This is a genomic window from Amycolatopsis sp. SB7-3, from assembly GCF_041021335.1.
Classification (GTDB): Bacteria; Actinomycetota; Actinomycetes; order Mycobacteriales; family Pseudonocardiaceae; genus Amycolatopsis; species Amycolatopsis japonica.
Map to the genome: position 1 here is coordinate 393741 of NZ_JBFPJQ010000005.1, position 24855 is coordinate 418595.

The 24855-nt window shown below is 68.7% G+C and carries 21 protein-coding genes; 8 read left to right on the plus strand and 13 right to left on the minus strand.

Features of this window, described 5'->3' with window-relative positions:
- Nucleotides 1-8: 8 nt before the first annotated feature.
- The 5 genes from AB8M46_RS32055 to AB8M46_RS32075 form a co-directional block, all read right to left on the minus strand.
- The gene (locus AB8M46_RS32055) at nt 9-722 is read right to left on the minus strand and encodes an ABC transporter ATP-binding protein (RefSeq protein WP_016335497.1); all 714 of its coding nucleotides are present in this window, start codon (nt 720-722) and stop codon (nt 9-11) included.
- Nucleotides 712-1485, minus strand: coding sequence for an ABC transporter ATP-binding protein (locus AB8M46_RS32060; RefSeq protein WP_394362647.1), 774 nt, complete (start codon nt 1483-1485; stop codon nt 712-714). Before AB8M46_RS32060 ends, AB8M46_RS32055 begins: the two co-directional genes overlap by 11 nt.
- Nucleotides 1482-2621 carry a branched-chain amino acid ABC transporter permease gene (locus AB8M46_RS32065; RefSeq protein WP_394362648.1) on the minus strand — a complete coding sequence of 380 codons (1140 nt, stop codon included), beginning with the start codon at nt 2619-2621 and terminating at the stop codon, nt 1482-1484. The genes AB8M46_RS32060 and AB8M46_RS32065 overlap by 4 nt, the downstream gene beginning before the upstream one ends.
- Complete coding sequence (locus AB8M46_RS32070) at nt 2618-3589, minus strand: branched-chain amino acid ABC transporter permease (RefSeq protein ID WP_037345462.1); 972 nt, start codon at nt 3587-3589, stop codon at nt 2618-2620. Before AB8M46_RS32070 ends, AB8M46_RS32065 begins: the two co-directional genes overlap by 4 nt.
- A 114-nt stretch (nt 3590-3703) precedes the next feature.
- On the minus strand, nt 3704-4858 hold the full coding sequence (locus AB8M46_RS32075; RefSeq protein WP_378427144.1) for a branched-chain amino acid ABC transporter substrate-binding protein: 1155 nt from the start codon (nt 4856-4858) through the stop codon (nt 3704-3706).
- A 438-nt stretch (nt 4859-5296) separates the two neighbouring features.
- On the opposite strand from AB8M46_RS32075, the gene AB8M46_RS32080 reads away from it, so the two are divergent.
- On the plus strand, nt 5297-6109 hold the full coding sequence (locus tag AB8M46_RS32080) for an alpha/beta fold hydrolase (RefSeq protein WP_394362649.1): 813 nt from the start codon (nt 5297-5299) through the stop codon (nt 6107-6109).
- Here AB8M46_RS32080 and AB8M46_RS32085 read toward each other — a convergent pair.
- Complete coding sequence (locus AB8M46_RS32085; protein ID WP_394362650.1) at nt 6075-7043, minus strand: LysR family transcriptional regulator; 969 nt, start codon at nt 7041-7043, stop codon at nt 6075-6077. The two genes, AB8M46_RS32080 and AB8M46_RS32085, sit on opposite strands and share 35 nt — an antisense overlap.
- A 161-nt stretch (nt 7044-7204) precedes the next feature.
- On the minus strand, nt 7205-7633 hold the full coding sequence (locus AB8M46_RS32090; RefSeq protein WP_037345470.1) for a PaaI family thioesterase: 429 nt from the start codon (nt 7631-7633) through the stop codon (nt 7205-7207).
- A 62-nt stretch (nt 7634-7695) separates the two neighbouring features.
- On the opposite strand from AB8M46_RS32090, the gene polA reads away from it, so the two are divergent.
- The 7 genes from polA (at nt 7696) to AB8M46_RS32125 (ending at nt 18479) form a co-directional block, all read left to right on the plus strand.
- Nucleotides 7696-10437 (plus strand): DNA polymerase I, encoded by a 2742-nt coding sequence (gene polA, locus AB8M46_RS32095; protein ID WP_394362651.1) that lies wholly within the window; start codon nt 7696-7698, stop codon nt 10435-10437.
- 70 nt (nt 10438-10507) lie between these two features.
- The gene (locus AB8M46_RS32100; protein WP_394362652.1) at nt 10508-12112 is read left to right on the plus strand and encodes a serine protease; all 1605 of its coding nucleotides are present in this window, start codon (nt 10508-10510) and stop codon (nt 12110-12112) included.
- Nucleotides 12109-14346: a tetratricopeptide repeat protein gene (locus AB8M46_RS32105; protein WP_394362653.1), complete on the plus strand. Its 2238-nt coding sequence runs from the start codon at nt 12109-12111 to the stop codon at nt 14344-14346. The genes AB8M46_RS32100 and AB8M46_RS32105 overlap by 4 nt, the downstream gene beginning before the upstream one ends.
- Before the next feature lie 10 nt (nt 14347-14356).
- Nucleotides 14357-15772: a VWA domain-containing protein gene (locus AB8M46_RS32110; RefSeq protein WP_394362654.1), complete on the plus strand. Its 1416-nt coding sequence runs from the start codon at nt 14357-14359 to the stop codon at nt 15770-15772.
- Nucleotides 15769-16857, plus strand: a complete 1089-nt coding sequence (locus tag AB8M46_RS32115) for a hypothetical protein (protein ID WP_394362655.1) — start codon at nt 15769-15771, stop codon at nt 16855-16857. The genes AB8M46_RS32110 and AB8M46_RS32115 overlap by 4 nt, the downstream gene beginning before the upstream one ends.
- On the plus strand, nt 16854-18143 hold the full coding sequence (locus tag AB8M46_RS32120; protein WP_394362656.1) for an ABC transporter substrate-binding protein: 1290 nt from the start codon (nt 16854-16856) through the stop codon (nt 18141-18143). The genes AB8M46_RS32115 and AB8M46_RS32120 overlap by 4 nt, the downstream gene beginning before the upstream one ends.
- A 9-nt stretch (nt 18144-18152) precedes the next feature.
- Nucleotides 18153-18479: a CU044_2847 family protein gene (locus tag AB8M46_RS32125; protein ID WP_394362657.1), complete on the plus strand. Its 327-nt coding sequence runs from the start codon at nt 18153-18155 to the stop codon at nt 18477-18479.
- A gap of 121 nt (nt 18480-18600) precedes the next feature.
- On the opposite strand, the gene AB8M46_RS32130 is transcribed toward AB8M46_RS32125, so the two are convergent.
- The 6 genes from AB8M46_RS32130 to AB8M46_RS32155 all read right to left on the minus strand — a co-directional run bounded on the left by AB8M46_RS32130 (nt 18601) and on the right by AB8M46_RS32155 (nt 24594).
- Nucleotides 18601-19179: a TetR/AcrR family transcriptional regulator gene (locus AB8M46_RS32130; RefSeq protein WP_037345486.1), complete on the minus strand. Its 579-nt coding sequence runs from the start codon at nt 19177-19179 to the stop codon at nt 18601-18603.
- The gene (locus AB8M46_RS32135) at nt 19176-21071 is read right to left on the minus strand and encodes a YhgE/Pip domain-containing protein (protein ID WP_037345487.1); all 1896 of its coding nucleotides are present in this window, start codon (nt 21069-21071) and stop codon (nt 19176-19178) included. The genes AB8M46_RS32130 and AB8M46_RS32135 overlap by 4 nt, the downstream gene beginning before the upstream one ends.
- Nucleotides 21068-21742, minus strand: a complete 675-nt coding sequence (locus AB8M46_RS32140) for an ABC transporter ATP-binding protein (RefSeq protein WP_394362658.1) — start codon at nt 21740-21742, stop codon at nt 21068-21070. The genes AB8M46_RS32135 and AB8M46_RS32140 overlap by 4 nt, the downstream gene beginning before the upstream one ends.
- 139 nt (nt 21743-21881) lie before the next feature.
- Nucleotides 21882-22811 carry a GNAT family N-acetyltransferase gene (locus AB8M46_RS32145; RefSeq protein WP_394362718.1) on the minus strand — a complete coding sequence of 310 codons (930 nt, stop codon included), beginning with the start codon at nt 22809-22811 and terminating at the stop codon, nt 21882-21884.
- A 32-nt stretch (nt 22812-22843) separates the two neighbouring features.
- Nucleotides 22844-23746, minus strand: a complete 903-nt coding sequence (locus AB8M46_RS32150) for a GNAT family N-acetyltransferase (protein WP_394362659.1) — start codon at nt 23744-23746, stop codon at nt 22844-22846.
- Complete coding sequence (locus AB8M46_RS32155; protein WP_394362661.1) at nt 23743-24594, minus strand: class I SAM-dependent methyltransferase; 852 nt, start codon at nt 24592-24594, stop codon at nt 23743-23745. Before AB8M46_RS32155 ends, AB8M46_RS32150 begins: the two co-directional genes overlap by 4 nt.
- Nucleotides 24595-24855 lie beyond the last annotated feature (261 nt).

The following is a 24855-nucleotide window of genomic DNA, read 5'->3' on the forward strand; positions in this document are numbered from 1 at the left end:
AAAAGGCGTCAGACGCCCAGGTCGCCACCGAGATAGGCGGCCCGCACCTGCGGGTCGTCCAGCAGCTCGGCACCGCGGGCGCTCTTGACCACTTCACCGGTCTCCAGCACGTACGCGCGGTCGGAGAGCTTCAGCGCCTGCTGCGCGTTCTGCTCCACCAGCAGGACCGTGGTCCCGCGCTTGTTGATCTCGCGGATGATGTCGAAGATCTGCGCGATCAGCATCGGCGCCAGGCCCATGGACGGCTCGTCGAGCAGCAGCACCTTGGGCTTGGTCATCAGCGCGCGGCCGATGGCGATCATCTGCTGCTCGCCACCGGACATCGTGCCGCCGAACTGGGTCTTGCGCTCGTTCAGCCGCGGGAACAGCTCGTAGACCTCGTCGAGGTCGGCCTTCAGGTCGTCCTTGCGGGTGTAGGCACCCATCAGGAGGTTCTCCTGCACCGTCATACCGGGGAACACGCCCCGGCCTTCCGGTGACTGGCCGATCCCGAGCTCGACCCGCTTGTGACCGGGCGTCTTCGAGATGTCCTTGCCGTCGAAGAGGATCCGGCCGCTGGTCAGCGGACGCAGGCCCGAAATCGTCTTCAGCGTCGTGGTCTTGCCGGCACCGTTGGCCCCGATGAGCGAAACGATCTCGCCCTCGCCGACCTCGATGCTCATTCCCTTGAGCGCGGCGATCTTCCCGTAGTGGACGTTGATGTCCTGAACCTCAAGAAGCATCTTCCGCCACCCCCAGGTAAGCCTCGATCACCTTCTGGTTGTTCTGCACCTCGTGGGGGAGCCCTTCTGCGATCTTCTGGCCGAAGTCGAGCACGGCCAGCCGGTCGGCGATCTGCATGACCAGGCCCATGTCGTGCTCGATGAGCAGCACGGTGCGGCCGTCGTCGCGGATCTTGCGGATCAGTTGCTGCAGCGAGTTCTTCTCCGCCGGGTTCATGCCGGCGGCGGGCTCGTCGAGCAGCAGCAGCTTCGGGTCGGTCGCGAGCGCACGCGCGATCTCCAGACGGCGCTGGTCGCCGTAGGAGAGGTTCTTCGCGGTGTTGTGCTCGACCCGGCCGATGCCGACGAAGTCCAGCAGGTCCCTCGCCAGTTCGCGGCCCCGCTTCTCTTCCTTGCGGTGGATGGGCAGGCCCAGTGTCGCCGAGATCGCGCCGGTCTTGTGGTGCGAGTCCGCACCGACCATGACGTTCTCGAGCGCCGACATGTTGTGGAACAGCCGGATGTTCTGGAACGTGCGGGCGATCCCGGCCTGGTTGACCTTGAACCGCTTCATCCCGTCGATCCGGGTGTCGCCGAAACGCACCTGGCCTTCGGTCGGCCGGTAGACGCCGGTGACCACATTGAAGACCGTGGTCTTGCCCGCACCGTTCGGGCCGATCAGGGCGAAGATCTCACCCTGGTTGATGGTGAGGTTGACTTCCTTCAACGCCGTGACCCCGCCGAAGCGCATCGTCACGTTGTCGAATTCGAGCAGCGCGCTCATTTCGTCACCTCCGCCGAAGCCTCGGAATCCGGACCCGCGACTTCGGCGCCCATGGCACCCATCCCGCCCGTTCCCTCGTGTAGTTCCGCCTTGCGCTGCCGCGACGGCAGCAGACCCTCCGGCCGCAGCGCCATCATCAGCACCAGCACGCCACCGAAGATCAGGATGCGGTACTCGGACAGGAACCGGAACCGCTCCGGAAGCCAGGCGACCAGGAAGGCACCGAGCATGACGCCGGGCAGGTTGCCCGCGCCGCCGAGCACCACGGCCGCGAGGATGGTGGCGGACAGGATGAACGGGAAGTTGTTCGGCTCGATGAAGACGGCCTTGCTGGCGTAGACCACACCGGCCATACCGCCGAGCATGGCGCCGATGGCGAACGCCAGCAGCTTGAACTTGAACGTCGGGACACCCATCAGCTCGGCGGCGTCCTCGTCCTCGCGGATGGCCGCCCACGCCCGCCCGACCCGGCTCTTGTGCAGCCGCACCGAGAAGATGATCGCGATCACGATCGCCGCGAGGATCAGGTAGTAGTACGGCGCCGGGTCGAGCAGGAACTCGGTCCCGAAGATGGGCTCCGGGTGCGGGATGTTGGTGATACCGCGGGCGCCGCCGATGGCGTCGGTGTTGGTCGCGGTGATCCGGACGATCTCACCGAAGCCGAGGGTCACGATGGCCAGATAGTCACCGCGCAACCGGAGCGTCGGAGCACCGAGGATCACCCCTGACATCGCCGCCAGGAAGATGCCGAGCACGAGCGTGCCCCAGAATCCCCAGCCGTGCTGGGTGCCCATCACGGCGAGCGTGTACGCGCCGATCGCGAAGAACGCGACGAACCCGAGGTCCAGCATGCCCGCGTGGCCGACCACGATGTTCAGGCCGATCGCCAGCAGGATGTACACCCCGACCGGGAAGATCAGGACCGTGGTCCAGTCCGATTCCGGCGACATGAACGACCCGATCGCGGGCGCGGGCAGGATCAGCGCGCCGATGATCAGGGCGATGTACACGCCATAGCGTTGCCAATGCGGAGCGCGTGCCCACCAATCCCGCATACCGTCCACGGGGTGGAAGCCGGCGCGCGTCGGCTTTCCGTTCTCTGGGGACTTTTCAGCCACTTCTTCGTTGCCCTTCATGCGCGTGCCCGCTGCAGCGATTCACCGAGGATGCCGGTGGGACGGAACATCAGGACGAGCACCAGTACCACGAAGGCGGTGACGTCCTTCCAAGCCGAACCGAAGAAGATGGAACTCCAGTTCTCCACCAAACCGAGCACGATGCCACCCAGCAGGGCGCCGCGCAGGTTGCCGATACCTCCCAGCACGGCCGCGGTGAACGCCTTGATGCCGAGGAGGAACCCGATGCGGTAGTCGGTGTTCTCGTACTCCATCACGTACAGCGCGGCGGCGACACCGGCCATCGCGCCACCGAGGAGGAAGGTGAGGCGCACGATCTTGTCGATGCTGACGCCCATCAGCACGGCGGCTTCGGGATCCTGCGCGGTGGCGCGGATACCTCGGCCGATGCGGGTGCGGCTGACCAGCTGGTCGAGTACGACCATCATGATCACGGCACCGACGACGACGAACACGTGGTCCGTGCGCACGACGCCGTTGCCGATGTGGAACAGCGGTTCGTGCGGGATGAACCGTGGCGCGTTCTGTTGCACACGACCGGATTTGTCGGTGATCCATTCGATGATCTCCAGACCGAACAGCTCCTGGAGGAACAGCGAGGCGCCGATGGCGGAGATCAGGGCGGCGAGCCGGGTCGCGCCCTTCTTGCGGAGCGGCCGGTAGGCCACTTGCTCCAGCAGGACCGCCGCGCCGCCGGACACGGCGGCCGAAGCGATGATGATCAGCAGCAGTACCGCGATCATCCCGAACACGCCGAGCGTGATCGGGGCGGTGCCGCCCGCGATGGTGATCAGGACGAACAGGGACGTGACCGTCCCGATCATGAAGATCTCGGAATGTGCGAAGTTGATGAGCCGGAGCACGCCGTAGACCATTGTGTAGCCGAGGGCGATGAGGGCGTAGATGCTTCCGGCGACCAGTCCGCCGATGGTGCTACCGAGGAACTGGGCTTGCAGATCTTGAAGCATGACGTGGATGCCTTACGGGACGGGGCGAGGATTTCTTTCGCCACATTTGCGGGAAGCGGGGGTGCTGTGCCCGCACAGCGCCCCCGCTTCCGTTAGGTGTTCCTATCTGCTCCGTCAGCCGTTGAGCTTGGCTTCGGTCGAGACGCCGAGGTTCTTCAGGACGCCACCGGTGACCTGGTAGATGTTGATCGCGTCCGTCGACGGTTCGCCGTTCTCCTTGAACTTGATCTGCTTGGAGGCACCCTTGAAGTCGATCGTCTTCAGGGCTTCGTTGATCTTCTCCGAGGTGTTGGCGCCGGACTTGACCGCGTTGATGATGGCGGTCGCGGCGTCGTAACCCTCGCTCGAGTAGATCGCCGGGTCCACGTTGAACGCGGCCTTGTACTTGGTGCTGAACTCGTCGGTGGAGCCGGCGTCCGGGATGTTGCACGGGCAGCCGACGACGGCCTTCTCGGCGGCCGCGGCACCGGCACCGCTGATCAGCTGGGCGTCGAGCGAACCGTCACCGGTCGCGAAGGTGGCGGTCACCTGGCTGTCACGCAGCTGCTTGAGCAGACGGCCACCCTGGGCGTAGTAGCCACCGAAGAGGATGATGTCCGGGTTCGCGGCCTTGACCTTCTGGACGGTCGAGGAGTAGTCCGACGCGTCCTTGGCGAACTTGTCGCGCTCGGTCGGGACGTTCTTCTCCTTCAAGGTCTTCTCGAAGTTGTCGGCCAGGCCGACGCTGTATTCCTGGTCGTCCGAGATGATGTAGGCCTTCTTGGGCGACTTCGCCGTGACGAGGAAGTTGGCGATCGCCGGTCCCTGGCTGGCGTCGCTCGCGACGACGCGGTGCCAGTACTTCCATCCGTTCGCGGAGAGGCCCGCGTTGGTGGCCGAGGGCGAGACACTCGGGATCTTGTTCTGCTCCAGCTGACCGCCGATGGCCTTCGACTCACCGGAGAACGCCGGGCCGATCAGGGCGGTGATCTTGTCCTGGCCGACGGCCGTCGCGATCAGCGACGTCGCCTGCTCGGGCTTGCCCTGGCTGTCGTATTCCTTGAGCTCCAGCTTGATCGCCGGGTTCGTCTTGTTGTACTCGTCGATAGCGAGCTTGGCGCCGTTGCGGGGCGGGATCACGATCCCGGAGTTCTCACCGGTGAGGTCACCCATGAACCCGATCTTCAGCGTGCTGCTGTCACCGCTGCCGGACGAGCTGCTGCCGCCTGCACAGCCCGCCAGCGCCAGCGACGCAGCCGCCGCGACGGCGAAAACCCGTCCAAAACGCACTCCTGACACCGACTACCTCCCATGACCAACCAGCCGCCGGTAGGCGTTGCCCCCGACACAGGGGCTAGGTTAGGGCAGGAAGATATCCCCCTACGCCATGATCTGCCCAGACGCCCATCACTCTGTGTCCACATCGTGACGGTCGAAACCAGAACGAATTGCACGAAAAGGCGAATGTTGCCGGTTGGCAAGTCTTCGCTGGTCACGCTGGGGATTCACCGCTACCACGTCGATCATGCTCGTGGGTAATGATCCTGTTTCGGGCGCGTATCTTGCGCTTTTTCAGCTCCTTCGAGGGCGGCCGTTCGTCGTAGCAATGCTGCCCCAAAGGGCGTCAACGGTGCCCCCTCTTCCTTCGGTGCCATGACAACCGATGGTTGTCGTGGCGGTCCGAACGGCTGTTGGATCTCGCCCCTGACCTCGGGATTGACTGTTCCCATGACGACGAGTACCGAAGCGATCGAAGGCGTGGCGGCAGGAGTTCCGTTCGTGGCGTTGCCGCCGTCGGACAGTGGCCGTCCGGCGCCACTGGTGCTGACCTGGCATCTGCTGGGCGCGCCGTTCAGCGAGGCGGCCATGGCGGCGGCACTGCCGATGCGGGACCTGCACGCGTGGCGGGTGCACCTGGGGTTGCCGCTGACCGGGAAACGGTTCCCCGAAGGCGGTTTCGAGGGCTTCTTCCGGCTGGCGAGCGAGGACAACGTGCTCAACGTCGTCGAACCGCTCACCAGGCAGGTCGAGGCGGAGTTCCCGGCGGCGGTGGCGGAACTGCGCTCCCGCTTGTCCATTGAGGACGGTCCGGTGGGGCTGGTCGGCGGTTCGCAGGGCGGCGGGGTCGCGCTGCAGATGCTGACCCATCCCGAGATCGCGGTGGCGGCCGCCGCGCTGGTGAACCCGGTGACCCAGCTGGCGCCGGTGATCGCGGCGAACGAGCGGGTCTACGACGTGACTTATCCCTGGTCGGACCGGTCCCGCGCGGTCGCGAACGAGTACGACTACGTGCGGCGGGCGGACGAACTGACCGCGCCGGTCCTGCTCGTCATCGGCGAGGAGGACGACGTGTCGATCACCGAACCGGCCGAAGCCCTGCACAAGGCGCTGGGGGAGCGGCGATCCGAGCTCGTCACGATCCCGGGGATGGCGCACGAATTCGCCGAGGCCCCTGGTCTCGAACCCGCTCCGCAGACCGAACACGCGAAGCTGGTCGACGCCGAGCTCACGCGCTGGTTCGCCCGGCACCTAGCTGTTTGAGGTCGTCGTCCGGCAGCCACGATCGGTCGGGATCGTAGGCGCACCAACCTTCTTCGTGGCTGGTCCGGCCCGCGAGCGCCAGCAGGCGCCGCAGGGCCGGGCCTTCGCCGCGGCGCCACACCACCGACCACGGGAACAGCGGCGACGGCTCGAACGGCAGAACCCGCAGATTCAGGTCGGACGCGAGGTCCATGTCCGCGCCGGCGAGAGTGACCCGCTGCTTTCCGTAGCGCGTCTGTTCCAGTGTGTGCCGGAGGTCGTAGCTGACCCCGGAGTCGTCGATCGGGACGTCGAATTCTTTGCATAGGCGTTGCAAATAAGAAAGCCATTCGACCGGGCCGCCCAATTGCGGAATCCAGATGCCCTCGTGCCGGAGATCGGACAATTTCAGGACATCGTTGTCCGCGAGCGGGTGTTCGGGCGCGAGAAGGGCGACCAGTGGTTCGAGCCGGACGAGCCGGTGTTCGAGTTCGGCGGGCACTTCGCGGCCGAGGTCCGCGACGCGGCCGAACGCGAGGTCGATCTCGCCGCGGACCAGCGGGTCGAGGGCGTTGGCCAGCCCCCGTCCGGCGACGCGCTCGACCGCCAGCGCCGGATCCCGCTGCGCGATGCGGCGCAACATGTACATGGGGGAGAGGCGCGGATCGATGACGTCGAGGCGGGGCGGACGGTCCTGCAGGCCCATCGCGGCGACGGCGGCGTCGGCCGCGCGGATCAGCTCGCGCGCGTGCGGGAGGAAACGGTCGCCGTCGACGGTGAGCTCGACGGATCGGTTGGTGCGCCGGAAGAGCTGGACCGACAGGGCGTCCTCGAGCTTCCGGACCCGCTTCGACAGCGCTTGCTGGGTGAGGAACAGGGATTCTGCCGCGCGACCGAAATGGCCGTGGTCGGCGGTCGCGACGAACGCGCGCACCTGGGCAGTGTCGAGATCCACGTCCCTGAAGGTACGTGAAGGCCCCCTTAACTACCCTCAAGGTAGTGAAGGGGGCCTTCACGGACTTCCGGTGTCCACCCGCGGCGGTCGCCTATGTCATGAAAGGGCCGTTCAGGACGTTTTTCGTCCTGAACGGCCCTTTCATGACACTTCGGGACGGGTCAGGCGCCCGGCGGCCGCTCCCGCACCACACAGGTCAGCCGCGCCGTGCACGACCGGCGCCCCTGGTCGTCGGTCAGCACGATCTCGGCGGTCACCGTCCCGCGTCCGACGTGCACCGGCGTCGCGACACCGGTCACCCGCCCGGACCGGACCGCCCGGTGGTGCGTGCACGAAAGCTCCAGCCCCATCGTCGCCTTGTCGGTGCCGGCGTTGAGCGCGCAGACCATCGAACCGAGCGCTTCCGCGACGACGGCGTTCGCGCCGCCGTGGAGGAGGCCGTAGGGCTGGAGGTTGCCCTCTACCGGGATGCTGCCCACGACGCGTTCGGGACCGAATTCGCTGATCTCGAGCCCGAGCTTGTCGTTGAGCTGCTGTCCGGCGAAGGCCGGGTCGATCCCGGCGAAGGTTTCGAGGGCTTGTTCGGTCACGCAGAGCTCCTTAAACGACACGACAGGTAGGACTGTCAGACCCTCACCCTAGACTCGCTCCCGTGAGCCCGAGTGAGAACACGACCGTTGCCAACGCCACACCCGCCACCGCACAGGCCGAGCGGCCCAAACTGCTGCTGATCGACGGCCATTCGATGGCGTATCGCGCCTTCTTCGCGCTGCCCGCGGAGAACTTCAAGACGAAGACCGGGCAGACGACGAACGCGGTCTTCGGGTTCACCTCGATGCTCATCAACCTGCTGCGCGACGAGGCGCCGACCCATCTGGCGGTGGCGTTCGACCTCTCCCGCAAGACGTTCCGGTCGGAGACGTTCGCGGAGTACAAGGCCAACCGCAGCAGCACCCCGGACGAGTTCAAGGGCCAGGTCGGGCTGGTCGAGGACGTGCTCAAGGTCCTCGGCATCCCGGCGCTGACCAAGGAGAACTACGAAGCCGACGACATCATCGCCACGCTCACGACACAGGCGACCGCCGAAGGTTTCGACGTCCTCATCTGTACGGGCGACCGTGACGCGCTCCAGCTGGTGACCGACCAGGTCACCGTGCTGTACCCGAAGCGCGGCGTGTCGGAGATGACCCGGTTCACCCCGGAGGCGGTCGAGGAGAAGTACGGCCTCACGCCGGCGCAGTACCCGGACTTCGCCGCGCTGCGTGGCGACCCCTCGGACAACCTGCCCAGCATCCCCGGGGTGGGGGAGAAGACGGCCGCGAAGTGGATCCGGCAGTTCGGCTCCTTCAACGAGCTGATCGACCGGGTCGACGAGGTCAAGGGCAAGGTCGGCGACGCGCTGCGCGAGCACCTCGGCGCGGTCATGCTGAACCGCCAGCTCACCGAGCTGATCCGCGACGTCGAGCTGGAGCTCGGCCCGACGATGCTCGAGCTGCGCCCGTGGGATCGTGAGGCCGTGCACGCGCTGTTCGACGAGCTCGAGTTCCGCGTCCTGCGAGACCGGCTCTTCGCCACCCTGCAGAGCGCCGAACCCGAGGCCGAGGAAGGGTTCGAGGTCAGCGGCTCCAAGCTCGCGCCGGGCGCCCTCACGGAATGGCTGTCCACGCACACCGGCACGGACAAGCCGGTCGGCCTGGCGTTCCGCACCACCGGCGCCTCGGTCCGCTCGGACCTGAAGGCCATCACCTTCGCTGCCGCGGACGGCGAAGGCGCGTACGTCGACGTCACCGCGATGGACGCCGAGGACGACAAGGCGCTCACGGCGTGGCTCGCCGACGAGAAGATCCAGAAGATCGGCCACGAGCTCAAGGTCCCCCTGCACGCCGTCAAGGCACGCGGCTGGACCTTCGCCGGGCTCGTCATGGACACCGCGCTCGCGGCGTACCTCGTCCGCCCCGGCCAGCGCACCTTCGAACTCGACGACCTCGCCCTGCGGTACCTGCACCGTGAGCTGCGGTCCGAGGCCGACACCGGGGACGGGCAGCTTTCGCTGCTCGACGGTGGCGCCGAGGACATGGAGCAGAAGGAGATCCAGGCCGAGCTGGTCAAGGCCCGCGCGGTCGCCGAGCTCGCCGGCGCGCTGACCAAGGAGCTCGAAGAACTGGGCGGCGCGCAGCTGCTCGCCGAGCTCGAACTGCCGTTGCTGCAGGTGATCACCGGGCTCGAAGCGGCGGGTATCGCGGTCGACATCGAGCACCTGACCGACCTGGAAGCGCATTACCTCAGCCGGGTGACGCAGGCCGCGGAGGAGGCGTACGCGGTCATCGGCAAGCAGGTCAACCTCGGCTCGCCGAAGCAGCTGCAGGTCATCCTGTTCGACGAGCTCGGCATGCCGAAGACCAAACGCACCAAGACCGGCTACACCACCGACGCCGAGGCGCTGCAGAGCCTCTTCGAGAAGACCGAGCACCCGTTCCTGCAGCATCTGCTGGAGCACCGGGACGCGACCCGTCTGCGCACCACGGTCGAGGGCCTGATCAAGTCGGTCGCCGACGACGGCCGTATCCACACCACGCTGCTGCAGACGATCGCCGCCACCGGACGGCTCTCGTCGGTCGACCCGAACCTCCAGAACATCCCGATCCGCACCGAAGAAGGACGCCGCATCCGCGACGCGTTCGTCGTCGGCGACGGGTACGCCGAGCTGATGACGGCGGACTACAGCCAGATCGAAATGCGGATCATGGCGCACCTTTCGCAGGACGAGGGCCTGATCCAGGCCTTCAACAGCGGCGAGGATCTGCACACTTTCGTGGCGTCGCGGGCGTTCTCGCTGCCGCCGGAGGAGATCACGCCGGAGCTGCGGTTCCGGGTCAAGGCCATGTCGTACGGCCTGGCGTACGGGCTTTCGGCGTACGGCCTTTCGCAGCAGCTGCGGATCTCCACCGAAGAAGCCAAAGAGCAGATGGAGGCGTACTTCTCCCGTTTCGGCGGCGTGCGCGATTACCTCCATTCGGTCGTGGGCGACGCGGCGAAAGTCGGCTACACCGAGACGATCTTCGGCCGCCGCCGTTATCTGCCGGACCTCAACAGCGACAACCGGCAGCGCCGGGAAATGGCCGAACGGATGGCGCTCAACGCGCCCATCCAGGGCAGCGCGGCCGACATCATCAAGGTCGCCATGCTCAACGTGCACAAGGCGCTGACCGAGGCGAAATTGAAGAGCCGCGTGCTGCTGCAGGTCCACGACGAGCTCGTCCTCGAGGTCGCCGACGGCGAACGCGAGCAGCTGGAAGCGTTGGTGCGCCAGGGAATGGGTTCGGCGTACGAGCTGGCCGTCCCGCTCGAGGTCTCCGTCGGATACGGGCGGTCCTGGAACGACGCCGCGCATTAGCATTACGCCTCGTGAGTGGTAATGACGGTTCCGACCGTCATTACCACTCACGATCGGTAGGGTCTTTCGCGTGACTTCCGAGCGCAGACGCTGGCGGGTGCGGCTGCGCGATCGTCGTGGGCGGATCCTGGGCGCCGGGACCATGCTCGACGGTGAACACCTCCTCACCTGCGCTCACGTGATCGAAGGCCTCGACGGTGTCACGGTGGATTTCGTGGCGCTTCCCGGTGTGGAGTCCGGAATCGCCACGATCGTCGCGCAGGCGGCGCCCATCGGCGACGACGGCGGGGATATCGCGTTGCTCCGGTTGCGTGAACCCGAGGAACAGATCTCCGGCGCCCCGCTTCACCGGACAGCCCTCGAAGACGACCAGCGCGTCCGGGCGTACGGCTTCCCCTGCGGTTCGGACGGCATGTGGTCGCTGGCGACCGTCGTCGGCGACGGGGGCCACGGCCTCGAACGCGTCCAGTTGCACCGCGATCCCGACGCCGAGCCGATCACCCACGGCTTCAGCGGTTCGGCGGTGATCGCCGACGAGACCGGCCATGTCGTCGGCATGGTCGCGACCCGGTACGCGACCGAGGCCGCCCGTGTCTCCTGGATGATCCCGGTCGAGACCATGCTCGGTTACCTGCCGGAACTGCGCCGCTGGGCCGAAGGCAGCCCCGCCATCGACCCGGGTTTCGTGAGGTATCCGGAGCCGCCCGCACTCGATCCTCGGTTCGCGCGCGAATTCGCCCGCTGGCTCGGCGGGCACGGCCGGGCCGACGTCCGGGTGATCATCATGGGGCAGGACGATTCCGCCGTCGCCGCCTCGTTGCGGCGCGCCGTCGTGCTCGCCGACCGGGAACGCGGCGCCGGCCGGACCGCGACGGGACCGACGGTGCCGCCGGTGGGAAGTGTCGCGCTCGCCGTGGACGCGATCGGCAAGACCGCCGACGAAGTGCGCCGCCGCATCTCCGACCGGCTCGACGTCGCCGCGGATTCGCCGGCCGGCCGTCACGGTTCCGGCCGCACCGTGGTCGTCTACGGGGTCGACGAAGCCGCCGAACCCGACGAACTCGTCGGTGAGGTACTCGTGCCGCTGGCCCAGCGCGCGCACGAACTCGGGCTGCGGCTCGCGCTGGCGTTCCGCGAGGCGACCTCACCGGGGGTGAGCGTGGTCCGGTCGAGCACGGACGTGCTGCCCGCGGACGAGGACGACATCGAGGGCCGGCTAGCCCTCCTGGAAACCCGGTTGGGTGAACTCGCCAAGCTGGAGAAGGACAATGCGAGCGACGCGCCCCGCTTCTCCGCCGCCCCGCACGTTCATCCGAAGGAGCGGCGGCTGCGCGGCGCGTTGACGCAACTGCGTTCGGCGGAGCGCGACGGTGACACGGAGTGGGTGAAACGGCAGCTTCCGGTCTGTGAGCGTGCCGTGGCCAAGACCGTCGACCGTGCTCGCGACCTGCGCCGCCTCCTCGACGAAAACCTCGCCCGGCGCGCGGAACTGCGTGCCCGGCTCGACGCGTACGGGGAGATGGCCCGTAACGGCGGGCTCGTCGAGGACGTCGAACTGGATGCCGCCTACGCCCCCGCTTGGCGGATGCTCTTCGAAGGACCGTGCGACCTGACGGCCGCGGCGGCCGCCGTCGAGCGGTACGCGGACACCGTACGGAAACGGATCGACGGATGACGGCCTGCGGACAGGACGGCTGCCCCGGTGTGCTCGGCAAGACCGGCTTCTGCAAGATCTGCGGATTGCCGCCCGGCACTCCGGAAGAGCCACGGGAGAAACCCACCCTGGTGATCCCCGGCCCCGGTGAGCTGCCGACCAGGATCACCAGCACGGTGGTCACGCGCGCCCAGCGGATCGCGGGTCACGCCGCCGCGGACGATCGGGTGCCGCTGCCGGTCGTCGAACTCCCGGAGGTCGCGGGCCGCCTGCTCACCGAGCCGCATGTCCCGGAGGAGGAACGGTTCTGCGGCAAGCACGGGTGCACGTCCACCCCGGTCGGCCGTTCGGTCGGTGGCGGGCCCGCGCCCGCCGAGGGGTTCTGCCCGGTCTGCCGGACGCCGTTCTCCTTCTCGCCCAAGCTCGCGGCGGGCGACGTGGTCGACGGCCGCTATCACGTGCTCGGCTGTGTCGCCCGCGGCGGGCTCGGGTTCGTCTATCTGGCAACGGATTCCGGGCTCGGCGACCGGTACGTCGCGCTCAAGGGCCTGATCAACACGAACAACACCGCCGCCGTCCGGATCGCGGAGACCGAGAGCCAGGTGCTCACCGCGCTGGACCATCCGAACATCGTCCGGATCCTCGACGTCGTGGAGCACGACGACTTCCGCTACATCGTGATGGAGTTCGTCGACGGCCTTTCCCTGCGGGAGGTCAAGAACCGCGGCCGGGCCGGGCTGGACTCCAGCGAGGGACGGCTGCTGGTCGAGCACGTCGTGGCGTACGGGCGCGAGATCCTGACCGCGCTCGACTACCTGCACGGCGAAGGCCTGCTGTACTGCGACATGAAGCCGGACAACGTGATCCACGGCGAGAAGCGGATCAAGCTCATCGATTTCGGCGCCATCCGCAAGATCGACGACGACGAAAGCCCGATCGTCGGCACCGAGCACTATCAGGTGACCCCGCGGGAACGGGCGACCCACGGTCTCACCGTCCGGTCCGACATCCACACCGTCGGCGTGACCTTGCGGGAACTCTTCCAGGCCAGCGACGGCTGGTCGGTCACCACCGACGCGCGCGGCGTCCGGTTCGGTATCGAGTCGTTCCTCCGCGTCCTCGACCGGGCGACCGCGCCGTTCGAACAGCGGTTCGCGACCGCGCGCGAAATGCTGGTCCAGCTCGACGGCGTACTCGGTGAGATCCTTTCCTTGCGGGACAAGCAGTCCCGGCCCGGAGCGTCGACGTTGTTCGCCGAAGGGGCGGTGCTTCTCGACGCTGGACTCGGTCAGGCGCCGCCGCTGGAGCACTGGACGCGGGGCACCCCCGTCTCGCTCGGCGCGCGGCCGTCCGCCGAGGAGATCGCCCTCGGGCTGCCGGTGCCGCGTGAGGATCCGGACGACCCGCAGGCGAACTTCCTCCGTGCCGTCCGCGCGCCCGACGCGGCGCGGCTGCTGAAGAAACTCGACAAGGTGCCCGGTTCGCCGGAGGTCGGCTTCCGCCGGTGCCGGGCACAGCTGGAACTCGGCGCCGTCATCGAGGGCACGCTGGCGGTGGCGGAGGCCGAACGGCTGCTGGGGGAGCGCGCCGCCCACGACTGGCGGGTGGCGTGGCATCGAGGTCTGCTCGCGCTCGGCGAGGGCGATTTCGCCGCGGCCAAGGAGAAGTTCACCGCCGTGTACCGCGACATCCCCGGCGAGGAGCCGCCGAAACTCGCACTGGGGCTCTGCGAGGAGCACCTCAACGGCGCGGCCGCCGCCGAGCGGTACTACGACGCTCTGTGGGTGCGGGACCGGGCGCAGGTCAGCGCGGCGTTCGGGCTCGCGCGGGTCCGCCTGTCACGAGGCAACCGTGCGGCCGCCGTCGGGATTCTCGACCAGGTCCCGGAATTCTCGCGCTACGACGAGGCGGCGCGGATCGCCGGCGTGCGGGTGCTGTCCGCGCCGATGCCGGGAACGGGTGACCTCCCGTCATCCGCGGAACTCGACGACGCGGTCGTGCGGCTGACCGCGTTGGACCTCGACGGCGACGCACTCGACCGGCTCGTGACGGCGGTGCGGGAAACCGGGCTGGCGGGGGTGCTGCTCGGGCAGGACGGGATCACCGACGGCGAGATCCTGCGCGCGGACGAGACGGGCGCCCGCACCGTGCTGGACAGGTCGTACCGGCGGCTCGCCCATCACGCGCCCTCGCCGGAAGCGCACGACGTGCTGATCGATCTCGCGAACTCGGTGAGACCGGTGACCTTGGTGTGAAAGGGGAGAGATGAGCGGGGAGCCGGGTCTGGGCCTCGAAGTGCACCAGAACAAGTTCCTGGCCGAGGGGGACCGGGCGATGACCGCGATCGTCCGGGTCGTCTCCCGCGGCGGTGAAGCGTCCGCCGCCAGGACGGCCGCCGAGGTCCTGATGATCGACTGCTCCAGTTCGATGCGCTTTCCCAGCACCAAGATCGGCGAGGCCCGGCGCGCGGCCGCGGCGGCCATCGACGTCCTCCCCGACGGCGTGCGGTTCGCCGTCATCCAAGGAACCGACCGCGCGAAGATGATCTACCCGGCCGAGGACGGCCTGGTGACCGCTTCCGACCGGACCAGGGCGGAGGCGCGTGCCGCCGTCGAGCATCTCGCGGCCGTCGGCGGTACCGCGATGGGTGCCTGGCTGGCCAAGGCACGCGACCTCTTCGACGGCGTGCCCGACGCCGTCCGCCACGCGATCCTCCTCACCGACGGCCGCAACGATTCCCAGACCAGGGCCGATCTGATGACCGTGCTGAACAGCTGCGAAGGCCGCTTCGTCTGTGACGCCAGGGGGATCGGCGACGGCTGGGAGCCCGCCGAACTCACCCAGATCGGCAGGGTCCTGCGCGGGAACGTCGATTCCGTCGTCGAGGACGACAAACTGGCCGACGATTTCCGGCAGCTGGTCGAGAGCGCGATGACGAAGGTGCTGCCCGAGGTGCGGCTGCGGATCGGCACCATGCCGTTCAGCAGGCTGCGGTCGATCAAGCAGGTGTTCCCCGACGAGTACGACCTCACCGACCGGTGCCGGGAGGTCGGCGTCCGCGAGCAGGAGCTGTCGCTCGGTTCGTTCGCGAGCGACGAGACGCGCGACTACCAGCTGATCCTGGATCTCGACCCGGACCTCGAACCCAGCCACGGTCAGGACCGCCAGCTGGCGTGGACGGAACTCGTCCCGGTGCCGGGAGCCGCGGTCGAGGAGGACGCGCTGGCCATCGCGGGGCGGTGGACACGCGATCCGATCCCGCCGACCCTGATTCACCCGATGGTCTCGAAGTACGCCGCGCAGGCCGATCTCGGCGAGGCGCTGACCGCGGGCGGCGACGCCTACGCGGCGGGCGACCGGGCCGGAGCCGAACGGGGCTGGGGGCGCGCGGTCGCCCTGGCCACCGCGGCGGGTGACGAAGAGACCCTCAGCCGTCTCTCCGGGGTCGTGGAGATCGTCGACGCGGAGAAAGGCGTGGTGCGGTTGCGCCCCGACGCGACCCGCAGCCACGCGTTGCACGTCGTCATCCCGTCGAGGGTTTCGGAAATCGCCCTTCCGCAGGAAGATCGGCCGATGCCCGACGGAACACCGGTCGCCTGCCCGGCCTGCCCCGCGCTCTCACCCGCCGGGGCGAACTTCTGCGTCGGCTGTGGAAGACCGTTCGGCGAGGTCGTTTCGTGACGGCCACCCGGGTACGGCTGGTCCGGCTCCGCACCGCGTTGCTGGCGCTCACCCTCGCGGTACTGGTGGTCTCGCTGTGGGCTTTTCAGAACGTCCAGAACACGGCGGAGACCGTCCGCGACCGCACCGCGCAGGCGGTGCTCGAAGTGACCGCCGCACGGGCCGCGCTGGTGGCCGCCGACGCCGCCGCGATCGCGAGTTTCGCCTCCGGTGAGGCGAAACTCGCCGGGCCGGGGCAGGAGTACGCGAACCAGTTGGCGCTGGCGAGCCAGAGCCTCGCGCGGGTCGCGGAGTTCAACCAGGCGGGTGAGGCGGGCGGCAACGCGCTGCAGGTGATCGAAAGCCAGGTCGCGGCCTACTCGGGCTCCATCGGACAGGCCGACGTGCACTTCCGCCAGCCGGACGCCGCCGTGCTGGGCGCGGTCGATCTCTGGCACGCCTCGCGGCTGCTGCACGCTTCGGGCGGGGTCCTGGAAGAGCTGGAACTGTTGCAGGGCAGGCAACGTGAGGCGCTGGACCGGCAGCTGTCGGACACCGGGATGAGCCTCGCGATGCTCCCGCTGTGGCTGCTGCCGGTGCTGGCCCTGCTGGTGCTGCTGGTCTTCACCCAGCTGTACCTGCGGAAGCGTTTCCGGCGGGTGGCGAACCTCCCGCTGCTCGCGGCGACCGTGCTGATCGCCGCCATCGGCGTCGCCCTGGTGCTCACCCTGATCAGCCGCGACAGGCTGGATTCGGTCGGGGAGCGGCTCGACGGTGTCGCCGCCGCGCGGTCTCAGCAGATCAAGGCGGCCGACGACGCCGGTCAGCGGCAGCTCGCCGACCTGCTGACCGGGTACTGCGACGAGGGGCAGGGATGCGGGGTGACCGTCGACGAGTTCCGCGTGCGGGCACGGCAGTCCACGACGGTGGCGACGGACAACACCCGGGTGGCCACGGCGGGCGCGAAGGCGGTGGCGGCCGACGCCTCCGCCGCGGCCGAATCCGGCGGACGGGAGTTCCTGATCCCGGCGGGCACCCTGCTCGCGGGCGGGCTCGTTCTGCTCGGGCTGCACGCCCGGATCGACGAATACCGGTACCGCCCGTGAAGCGCCTGATCGCCGTGCTGACGGCGCTGTCACTGGTCGCGGGCGGCTGTTCGGCGTCGGCGGAGGACGAACCGGTCGTCGTCCTCGCGTCCTGGACCGGCGGCGAGGAAACGGCCTTCCGCCAGGTGCTGGACGCGTTCAAGGCCGACACCGGGATCGGATACCTCTACGAAGGCACCCGGGCCGTCGATCAGGTGCTCGCTTCGGACGTCCAGCGCGGCACGCCGCCGGACGTGGCCGTCCTGCCGAACGCCGGGGTGCTGGCGAAATACCGGAAGTCGGGCGACCTGCTGCCGCTCGACGACGACCTTTCCGCCGCCGTGACGCGGTCTTTCAGCTCGCAGTGGGTCACCCTGCAGAAAATCGGCACCGAGAAGCTGTACGCGGTCGCGGTGAAGGCCGATCTCAAGAGCCTGATCTGGTACGACCCGGCGCGGATGACCGGGATCCGCCCGACGACGTTCGCCGCGCTCCGCGAATACTCCGCCGGGGTGACGGCGGCCGGCGGCACGCCGTGGTGTGTCGGGATGGGTGCGCCGCCCACCTCGGGCTGGCCGGGAACCGACTGGATCGAAGACATCCTGCTGCATTCGGCGGGGCCGGAGAAGTACCGGCAGTGGGCGTCCGGCGGGCTGCCGTGGACCTCACCCGAGGTCAAACAGGCTTGGCTGGACTGGGGTTCCGTGCTCGAACCCACCGCGATCCGCGGCGGTACCGCGGCCGCGCTGCTGACCGATTTCGGCGACGCGGGCAAGGCCATGTTCACCGACCCGCCGGGCTGCGCGCTCGAACACCAGGCGTCGTTCATCATGAGCCGCTACCAGAACTTCAAACGCCCCGACGGGACCTTTCCCAAGCCGGGCACCGATTTCGACTTCCTCTCCTTCCCCGGCCGCGACGTTTCCGAGGTCGCGGCCGACCTCGCCGGGATGTTCCAGGACACCCCGCAGGCGCGCAAGCTGATGGAGTTCCTCGCTTCGGAGAAGGCACAGCGGATCTGGCCGTCGATCCCGCGCGCGAACGCCTTTTCCGCCAACCGGAAGCTCGGTCTCGACGTCTATCCGGATCAGGTGAGCCGGAGGGTCGCGGACACGATCACTTCGGCGTCCGCGCTGTGCTTCGACGCCTCGGACCTGATGCCCGCGACGATGACCGGCGCGTTCCACCGTGCCGTCCTGGAATACCTGAGCAACCGGGACCGGCTGGAAATCCTGCTGAAACAACTCGACGACGTCCGGGAAAACATCCAGCAGGGCGAATGGTTCGAAATCCCCTGTGGACAGTGAGGAGTATCGGTGAACGACCTGGCACGATTCCCGCTCGAAGGCGGTGGTTCGGTGATCGTCGAGATCGACCCGGTCCCCGGCACCGCCCGGGTCTCCCGGCGTGACGACCTGATCGAGGACACCAAGGGGTCCTTCGAAGCGGCACTCGCGAACGTCAAGGACGCGGCCGCGGCGGCACTGGACACGTTCCGGTCGATGACCAGGGGACCGGACGAGGTCGAACTCAAGTTCGGCGTCAAGCTGACCGCGCAAGCGGGTGCCGTCATCGCGAAAACGGGACTGGAGGGGAACTTCGAGGTCAAGCTGAAGTGGGTCCGGGAGACGGAAGACGCGTGATCGGGGCCGGAACTCGCGTGATCGGAGCCGGAACACGCTCCGTCACGCGAGATCCGCCTTCAATCACGCGAAATCCGCCTTCAATCACGCGAAGTCCGGGTTCAATCACGCGAGATCCGGATTAACGCCCGAGGCCCCGGATCAGCACCATCACCGATTCCCGCACATCGGCCCTGGTCCGTTTCGGCTGGAAGACCTGCCAGTCGAGCGCGACCACCAGCATCGTGCCGAACAGCCCCGCCGCGGCGGTCTGGATCTGGACGCCGTCGGGCAGCCGCCCGGCGGCGTCCAGCCGGTGGAGTTGTTCGCGCACGATCGAAATGATCTCCTCGCGCAGCAGCGTCAGCGTCTCGTGCCAGGTGCCGGGCGTACGCCACATCTCGCTCACCAGGATCTGCGAGAAACCGGGGTATTCGGCGATGAACTCCAGCGCACCGTCCACTTGCGACTCGATGACGTCCATCGGGTCGCCGTCGCCGGTCGCCGCGCGCAGCCGGTCCGCGAGCACGCCGACGCCGTAGCGCAGCAGTGCGTCGACAAGACCGTCCTTGCTGCCGAAGTTGTAGTAGACGGTGCCCTTCGCGACCTTCGCCTCGGCCGCGATGTCGTCCACCGTCAGCCCCACGAGGCCACGGCTGGCGGACAACCGCAGCGTCGCTTCGAACAGCTTCTGCTTCGTCGCCTCACCCCGGGGACTCACAACGCCAGCTCGGGTTTCAGCGCCGAAACCGTCCAGGTGCGCCGTTTCCGCGCCGCCAGTGTCGAGACCAGGATCCCGCCGACGAGATACGCGACAAGGACACCGATGTCACCGAGGATCTCCATCGAGGCGCCACTGTAGAGCAGGTGCCGGAATCCGTCGATCGCGTAACCCATCGGCAGCACGATGTGCAACGGGTACAACGCGTCCGGGATCGTCTGCCACGGGAACGTGCCGCCCGCGCTCACCAGCTGGAGCACCAGCAACACCAGGCCGAGGAACTTCCCGACGGCGCCGAAGAACGCGTTGAGCGCGTGCACCACCGACGTGAAGGTCAGCGACACCAGCACCGCGAACCCGATCGCGCCGAGCGGATGCGCGACGTCGATGCCCACCAGCCAGGTCACCGCGCCGAACAGCACGATCACCTGCGCGATCCCGAGCAGCGCCGAGGACAGCCAGCCGCCGAGCGCGACCTTGAACGGTGACGCGCCGGCGGTCAGCGCGCGGGTCGAGAGCGGGCGCAGCAACAGGAACAGCACGAACGCGCCGATCCAGGTCGCGAGCGAGATGAAGAACGGGGCGAGACCCGCGCCGTAGGTCCCGGCCGAGGCGACGCCGGACGAGTTGACCGCCACCGGATCCGCGATGGTGTTGGCGGTCGCCGCCCGGGTGGGGTCGTCCGGGTTCGGGATCTCCTTGAGGCCGGCCGCGAGCCCGTCGCGCAGCTGCACCGCGCCGTCGGCGAGCTGGTTCGTGCCGTTGACCGCGGTCTTCTCGCCGTCGTTCAGCTTCGCGGCGCCGTCGCGGATCTGCGCCGACGCGTCGGCCGCCTGCGCGATGCCGCTGGTGAGCTGAGGGGTGGCCGAGGCCAGCTGGTGCGCGCCGTCGGACACCTGCCGGGCGCCGGACGCGAGCTGGATCAGCTGGCTGTTCGCGCCCTGGATCTTCGTGTTCGCCTGGTCGACCGGCGACCGGAGGGTGTCGAGGCGGCTCAGGATCTCCTGCACCTTCGCCTCGGGGACTTCGGCGGCACGCAGATCCTGCGCGAGCTGGGTGCGGTAACCGTCGAGTTTGGTCTGGATGTCGCCGGAAGCCGTCGCCGCGAGCGAGGCGGCGTCGGCGACCTTCTGGTTCCCGTCGGCGACCTGACCGGCGCCGTCGGCGAGCTTCTGGGTCTGCGCGGGGAGCTGGGCGGTACTGGATTTCAGGGTGCCGAGGCCGGTCGCCAGCTGGGAGCTGCCCGACGCGAGCTGGTTGGCGCCGTCGGCCAGCTGCTGCTGTCCGGTCTTGAGTTTGCCGGCGCCGTCGGCGAGCTGCGAAGCACCCGTCGAAGCCTCCTGGATCTTGCCGTAGATCGTGGAGAAGCCGACCAGGAACTTGTCCGCCGCCTCGCTGCCGACCTTCTCCGCGATCGTCTTGCGGACCTGCTCGGCGACCTGTTTCGCGATGGTGCCGGACAGATAGTTGTTCGCGTCGTTGGTGGTCAGCGTGATCGTTGCCTGCTGGGGCTGGAAGTTGCCCGAGGACAGCAGCGCCGTGGAGAAGTCGCGCGGGATGCCGATCGCGAACGAGTACTTGTCGTCGCGGACGCCCTTCGCGGCCTCGTCCTGGGATACCTCGTGCCACTGGAACGTGCCGGATTTGACCAGTTCGTCGGTGACCTCACGGCCGACGTTGCGTTCCACGCCGGCCGAGTCCTTCGCGCCGGTGTCGGAGGTGAAGACGGCGGCGGGCAGCTTGTCCAGGCGCGAGTACGGGTCGTAGTTCGCGTAGAGGTAGAAGGACGCGTAGAGCAGCGGCACCAGGACGAGCGCGGCCATGGCGAGCTTCGGCAGGGTGCCACTGCTCAGCCGGCGCAGCTCGTTGGCGGCGATCCGGACGGGATTCATTCCTGGTCTCCTGAAGTCTCTTCGATCTCAGCGGTTTCGACCGGCGCGCAGCGCACAGGGTCGGGCTGCTCGAGGGCACCGCAGCGCGCGGGCTTCTCCGGCAGGGCCGAAACCGGGGTGGTGGCGGTCAGCACGATGACGGCGAGGCCGCGCTCGGCGTGCTCGCGGGCGAGCCGCGCCCAGCTGTCGACGTCGCTGGTGTGCCGGTCCGGGGTGTCGAGCACGAGGACGCCGACGCCCTCACGGCTCGCGGCGAGCGCGGTGAGCAGCCGGGTGCGCATCACGGGTTCGATGTTCTCGAAGCGGGTGGTGGCGAAGGCGGCGGCGTCGTGCTCGGCCAGCCAGCTCGCGACGGCGGCCTTGTTCGCCGGGCGCTTCGCGAGTTCGAGTTCCTCCCCGACGACGACCTGCAGTGACAACGCGCCGTCCGGCTCGCTCACGCCGGGGGAGTCGACGATCGCCACGACCTTGTGCGGATCCCCGCCCTCGACGGTCACCGTCCCGGTGGCGGGCTTCAGCCTGCCTGCCAGCGCCAGCCCGAAGGCGGTGACGCCGACCCCTGGCTCGCCGTGCACTATCGCCAGCTCACCACCCGAAACGGTGAGCGAAGTGGGCGACAGCAACGTGCCGTGGGGTCCGGTCACGGACACCCTGTCGGCTTGAACCCGCACGAAGAACTCCCAGGTCGGTGACTCGCGGAACTTTTAAACTGACTGGTCAGTTCAAAAGTTAGCCCTGACCTGGGAGGTGCACAACCTTGGGGGGCTCACGTCACACACAAGAGTGACGAAACCTCCGCAAACCGGACGTCTATCGCAGGGCCGACGCCGGATGGACCTCCCAGGACGTCCACAGTGGACGATAACCCTGCCGGTGCCAGAACACCGAGGAGAGCGGGTTGGTCGGGTTGTAGTAGAGGTAGGTGCCGTCCGCGCCGTCGGCGGCGAACTCCTTGTGCACCACCGACATCAGTGTGCGGCCGAGCCCGCTTCCGCGCAGGCCGGGCCGGGTGACGACGTTGTTGACGTAGCCCCAGCGGCCGTGGGGGAGCAGTTCGGCTTCGGCCGAACCGGGTGAGGAGGTGATCCACGCGCCGTGTGCGAACGCCGCGATGCGGGCGTCCCGTTCGGCCAGCCACAGCAGCGGGAGATCCTTGTCGAGCGCGCGTTCCAGCGCGGGGGCGAGCAGTTCCGCGGCATTCGGGCGGTGCCGGGTGGCGACCTGGCCGATGTAGTCGTGGGTCGACACGGCCATCGCGAGCACGGTGTCGAAGTCGTCGCGCCGGGCCCGGCGGACGGCGACACCCTCGGCGTCCGGGGTGTCCCGGTGGCGTCCCGTGCGCACCGCGAGCGCGGACATCGGCACCAGTCCGTGGTCGAGGAAGGCGCGGATCGCCTCGGCGTCGCGGCTCGGCCAGTTGACCACGCAGGACGAGTCCTCGCCGGGGGATTCGGCGTCCATCCACGTCCGCCACGCGCGCAGGAGCACGTCCATGCCCTCGGTGCCGGTGTCCCCGATGAACGGGAACAGCTGGCGCACGTCGGCGGCCGACCACAGCAGGGGGACGTCGTCCGGACCGTGCAGCTGACGTTGCACCACTCCGGTGACCTGGACGCCGGCCGCGGTGGCCGCGTCCACGCGTTCGCCGACGACCGGGGCCGGTGCCGCCTCGGGCAGGAACCCGTCGATCGACGCGAACCGGGCGCGGTGCGCGTCGAACAAGGTCTTCTCGATTTCCATCCCGTCCCCAGGGTCGGCCGCGCCGGGATCCGCTACCGAAGGGCCGCGGCCGGGGCGGCCGCCCACGTCGTCCACAGAGGACGATAACCCTGCCGGTGCCAGAACACCGGGGACAGCGGATTCGCCGGATTGTACGAGACGAAGGTACCGCGCAGCGACGGCGAGAACAGCTCGTCGTGCACGACGGCGGTCAGCGCGCGCCCGATCCCGCGTCCCCGCGCGGCCGCGGTGACCGCGAGCGTTCCGACGTAGCCCCATTCGCCCGGCGGCAAGCGTCCGGCGAGCGCGTCTCCGGGGATCGGGGAGCGCTTTCCGCCGGTCACCATCCCGACCGTGAGACCTTCCTCCTCGGCGATCCAGACCCGGCCGCCGAACTGCAGGCCGCGCCGGACCTCTTCGGCGAGTAGGGCTTTGGCGCCGGGCCGGACGACACCGTGGCCGACGAGCGAGGTGTAGCGAAGTTCTTCGAACCGAAGCCCGACGATCTCCTCCAGATCGCCCCGCGTCGACGCGCGGATGGTGACGCCGGGTACGGAATGGGCTTCCCCCGCCGCGGGTGCGCGGACGGCCAGCGCCAGTTGCGGCGCGAGCCCGTGGTCGAGCAGGGCCCGTGAGACCGCGACGTCACGGCTGGGCCAGGTGACCGTGCACGACGAATCCGGTTCGGCGTCGGCGAGCGCGATTCGTTCGCGCCAGGCGGAAAGCAACGCGCTCATGCCCGCGACGGCGTCGAGGGGGAGGACGGCGGAGAGGATCTGCAGATGCGCGGGGCTCCAGAGCCGTTGCCAGGAACCCGCCGCGAACCGCACGTGCGTGATCGTCCCGCTGGCGCCGCCTGCTTCGAGCGGATCGCCCGGTGGGAGCGGGGGAGGCGGCGGAAGCAACGGGTCGAGCGCGGCGAACCGCGCCCGCTGTCGTTCCGCCGCCGGGGTCATCCCCGTTGGGTGCAGAAGATCGCGGTGCCGGGGAAGAGCTTGCCGCGCAACGGGCTCCACTGTCCCCAGGTGCGGGTGTGCCCTTCCGGCCAAGCGGGCTCGATGAGATCAGTGAGCGCGAAGCCGGCGTCGGAGAGCGCGCGGACGTAGTCGCCGAGGGTGCGGTGGTACTCGACGTACGTCGCGACGCCCTCTTCGTCGACCTCGACGTAAGGCGTGCGGTCGAAATACGGCTGGGTGACCGTGAGGCCCTGCGGGCCGGGGTCGTCGGGGAAGATCCAGCGCATCGGATGGGTCACCGAGAACACCCAGCGGGCACCCGGCCGGAGCACCCGGCGCACTTCGGCGAAGACGACGTCCACCGACGCCACGAACGGCACCGCGCCGAAGGCGGAACAGGCCGCGTCGAAACTCGCGTCGGCGAACGGGAGCGACTCGGCCGTCGCCTGCACGAGTGGGACGGGGGTGCCGGTCCGCTCGTTGCCTTCCCGCGCGTGCCGCAGCATGCCGGCCGACAGATCGGTCGCCACCGCCTCGGCGCCCTGCGCGGCGAGCCAGCGCGAGCAGGCGGCCTGCCCGCAGCCGACTTCGAGGATCCGCTTGCCGTCGACTTCACCCAGAAGCGCGACGTCGGCCTCGCGGACGCCTTCCGGGCACCAGACGAAGTCCGCGTCGCCGAGGAACCCGCCGTGGGTCGCCTGATAGTCGTCGGCGTCGGCGTCCCACCACGCCAGGTTCGCGGCGGTCGCTTCCGGCGCCGAGACCGCCCGGTAGGCGACCCCCGCGGTGCCGAGCCGCTCCTCGGCCTGTGCGTGCCGATCGGGCTCGGTGACGGACTGCTGGCTCAAACCGATATCCTTTCCCCAGGTCAGGGCTTCACGGCACAGCTTATCCGCCCGCCGTGATCGTGGGGGCGACCCTGATTGTGCCGTGTACAGGGGGCCGCGTAGGATATCTGTTAGCGCAGTGGGTTCGCGCTACTCTTTCCCCCGGTTCGCTCAGCGTCCGGGTCAGGGGGTCGCGTACCGGATGCGGTGATGCTCGCGGTCGTTCCCTGTGGACGTTTGCTTATGCGGTCGCCTCATGTCGGAAGCCCATGGTGCCCTAAC

Excerpts from the sequence above, each read along its gene's own strand:
- AB8M46_RS32055 (WP_016335497.1), bottom strand. The coding sequence starts at position 722 with ATGCTTCTTGAGGTTCAGGACATCAACGTCCACTACGGGAAGATCGCC.
- AB8M46_RS32060 (WP_394362647.1), bottom strand. The coding sequence starts at position 1,485 with ATGAGCGCGCTGCTCGAATTCGACAACGTGACGATGCGCTTCGGCGGG.
- AB8M46_RS32065 (WP_394362648.1), bottom strand. The coding sequence starts at position 2,621 with ATGAAGGGCAACGAAGAAGTGGCTGAAAAGTCCCCAGAGAACGGAAAG.
- AB8M46_RS32070 (WP_037345462.1), bottom strand. The coding sequence starts at position 3,589 with ATGCTTCAAGATCTGCAAGCCCAGTTCCTCGGTAGCACCATCGGCGGA.
- AB8M46_RS32080 (WP_394362649.1), top strand. The coding sequence starts at position 5,297 with ATGACGACGAGTACCGAAGCGATCGAAGGCGTGGCGGCAGGAGTTCCG.
- AB8M46_RS32105 (WP_394362653.1), top strand. The coding sequence starts at position 12,109 with ATGACGGCCTGCGGACAGGACGGCTGCCCCGGTGTGCTCGGCAAGACC.
- AB8M46_RS32110 (WP_394362654.1), top strand. The coding sequence starts at position 14,357 with ATGAGCGGGGAGCCGGGTCTGGGCCTCGAAGTGCACCAGAACAAGTTC.
- AB8M46_RS32135 (WP_037345487.1), bottom strand. The coding sequence starts at position 21,071 with ATGAATCCCGTCCGGATCGCCGCCAACGAGCTGCGCCGGCTGAGCAGT.
- AB8M46_RS32145 (WP_394362718.1), bottom strand. The coding sequence starts at position 22,811 with ATGGAAATCGAGAAGACCTTGTTCGACGCGCACCGCGCCCGGTTCGCG.
- AB8M46_RS32150 (WP_394362659.1), bottom strand. The coding sequence starts at position 23,746 with ATGACCCCGGCGGCGGAACGACAGCGGGCGCGGTTCGCCGCGCTCGAC.